This window comes from Mesotoga sp. HF07.pep.5.2.highcov (assembly GCF_003666285.1).
Classification (GTDB): Bacteria; Thermotogota; Thermotogae; order Petrotogales; family Kosmotogaceae; genus Mesotoga; species Mesotoga prima.
Map to the genome: position 1 here is coordinate 1 of NZ_JFHJ01000500.1, position 2,626 is coordinate 2,626.

General features: G+C 43.6%; 2 protein-coding genes and 1 pseudogene. All 3 read left to right on the forward strand.

Annotation, left to right across the window (positions count from 1 at the left end; genetic code table 11):
- Positions 1-423: pseudogene (locus tag BG32_RS10510) on the forward strand (preprotein translocase subunit SecA); the annotation flags it as partial.
- Positions 424-437: 14 nt separating this feature from the next.
- On the forward strand, positions 438-1,550 hold the full coding sequence (gene prfB, locus BG32_RS10515) for a peptide chain release factor 2 (protein WP_006492332.1): 1,113 nt from the start codon (positions 438-440) through the stop codon (positions 1,548-1,550).
- 66 nt (positions 1,551-1,616) lie between these two features.
- Positions 1,617-2,516, forward strand: coding sequence for a 16S rRNA (cytosine(1402)-N(4))-methyltransferase RsmH (gene rsmH / locus BG32_RS10520; RefSeq protein ID WP_006492334.1), 900 nt, complete (start codon positions 1,617-1,619; stop codon positions 2,514-2,516).
- Positions 2,517-2,626 lie beyond the last annotated feature (110 nt).

Genomic DNA, 2,626 nt, shown 5'->3' on the forward strand with positions numbered 1-2,626 from the left:
AAAACCCTTTCAGTGCTTCACGATATTTATGAGGAAAAGAAGTCTGCTTTCGGCGATGAGTTTCCTCAGGTCATCAAGTACATTATGCTACGGATGATTGATGAAAGATGGCGAAGGCATCTAGAAGCTATAGAGCACCTAAAAGACTCCGTGGGTCTAAGGGCTTATGGTCAGAAAGATCCTGTGTTAGAATTCAAAAAGGAATCTTTCATACTATTCCAGCAGTTGACCGATTCTCTATACGATGACATAGCAAGCGCTATCGTAAGAATTGTAAGAGTCGATAGCGATAAGGCTAAGCAGAACGCCGATAAGGAGTTTAAGAGTCTGCAGGCCGTTCATTCTGATTTCAGCGGAGGCGATAAGAAGAAAGAAGTTGCTGGAAAAAAGAAGGGCACTAAAAGATTCAAAGTTAAGCGTTGAACCGGAGGTGTAATTTGATAAGTTATGAAACTAACTCGAGAATACAAGAGTTGAAGGAGAAATTTGAGTCCATCAGGGCTACGCTTGATCTCGAGCGGATAGATGAAAAACTAAAGGAAATCGAGAAGAGGATGAGCGACCCCTCTATTTGGAACGATAAGCGTGAAGCGTCGAATCTGGGAAGAGAAGCGCAGTCTTATCGATCTACAATCGAACTTCTGAGAGATGTGGAAGAGGAATTTGAGAGTATTGAGATTGCAGTAGAACTTTCAGGAGAAGATGAGAGTTATGTAAAGCATGTTGAAGAACTTCTCAGGTCAGCGGAAAAAAAGGTAAGAGAATTCGAACTTACGATTCTTCTGAGTGGAGAGTATGACATCAACAATTGCTTCATTTCAATTCACCCCGGCGCCGGAGGGACGGAGTCTCAGGACTGGGCCTCCATGTTAATGAGAATGTACATGAGATGGGCTGAGGCTAACAGATACAAAATAACGATCGTCGATGAGCTACCTGGAGAAGAAGCGGGTATCAAGAGTGTGACAATTAATCTAGCTGGGCCGCATGCTTATGGAAAGATGAAGTTTGAGGCGGGAGTACATAGGTTAGTAAGGATTTCGCCATTCGACGCCAATCACAGAAGGCACACTTCCTTTGCGTCCGTAAGTGTCTTTCCCGAGATGGATGAAGTTCCAGAGATTGAAATCAGGCCCGAGGATCTGAAGATAGACACGTACAGATCAGGTGGTGCGGGCGGTCAACATGTTAATAAAACGGATTCTGCGGTCAGGATTACTCATCTACCAACCGGAATAGTTGTTGCATGTCAGACTGAAAGATCGCAGCATCAAAACAAAGCGAATGCAATGAAGATGTTATATGCAAAGCTTTTCGAGATTGAGATTGAGAAAAAAAGAAGCGAAAAACTAAAATTGATGGGAGACCAGAAAGAGATTTCATGGGGGAATCAGATTAGATCTTATGTCTTTCAGCCTTATACATTGGTGAAGGATCACAGAACTGATTTTGAGACGGGTGATATTCAATCTGTCATGAATGGCGAGATAGATGAATTCATTGAGAAAGAATTGCTCTTCTTCTCATCAATTGAGAAATCCTTGGAATGATTTACACCGTTAATTTGACTTTGATGGAAGAAAAATGTTATTATTCTCTTGAGCGGAGTGAATTTAGTGTCCAGGCAGTACGATGAACGCCACAGGAGCGTGATGATTCACGAAGCGCTCCATTATTTGCTTGGTGGGCGTTTAACTGGCACTTATGTTGATTGTACCGCTGGTGAAGGTGGCCATATCGGAGCAGTGCTTGAAGCCACCAAAGGTCGGGCAAAAATCATCGGACTTGATGTTGATAGTGAGGTTCTGGATATAGCGGAGCAGAATCTCAAAGATTACCGGGAAAGCGTTGAATTATTCAATTTATCTTATGTCGACTTCGAAATTGCATTGAAACAGGCTGGTGTTGAGAAAGTGGATGGTTTTCTCCTGGATGTTGGAGTTTCCACTTTCCAGTTGAAAGCAAAGGGTAGGGGCTTCTCGTATGAACTGGATGAACCGCTCGATATGCGTATGAACCTCTCTCAGAAAAGAACGGCAGCAGATGTTGTGAACAGCTACAAGGAAGATGAACTTAGCAAGATAATTTTCGAGTTTGGTGATGAGAAGCGTTTTGCAAGGAAAATAGCTAGAAGCATCGTATCGAGAAGGCCTCTGTTTACGACGAAGGATTTGCACGATGCGATCAAGGCGGCAATACCACCGGCCGAAAGATACAAACGAAGACGACATTTCGCAACAAAGACTTTTCAGGCAGTAAGGATTGAAGTCAATCAGGAGCTTGAGAACATCGAAAGTACTTTGAGAAAAATCCCCGGTTTTCTGAACCAAGGCGGTAGGATCGTTATTATTTCTTTTCATTCTTTGGAAGACGGCATAGCTAAGAGAGTGTTTAGGGAGAAGTCGGAATCTGAGCTGAAAATACTTACGAAGAAACCGGTGCAGCCGTCGAAAGAAGAAGTAGAACTCAATCTAAGAGCAAGAAGTGCAAGATTGAGGGCAGCGGAGCGGATTTGAAGGGAGGAACATCTCGTGCAAGCCATAACAGCGAAGCGGAAGCCGCTGGTTCGCGAAGGCGGCAAAGCCTTGGCAAACAGCGATGTTTGGGGTTTATTTGGTTTTCTGCA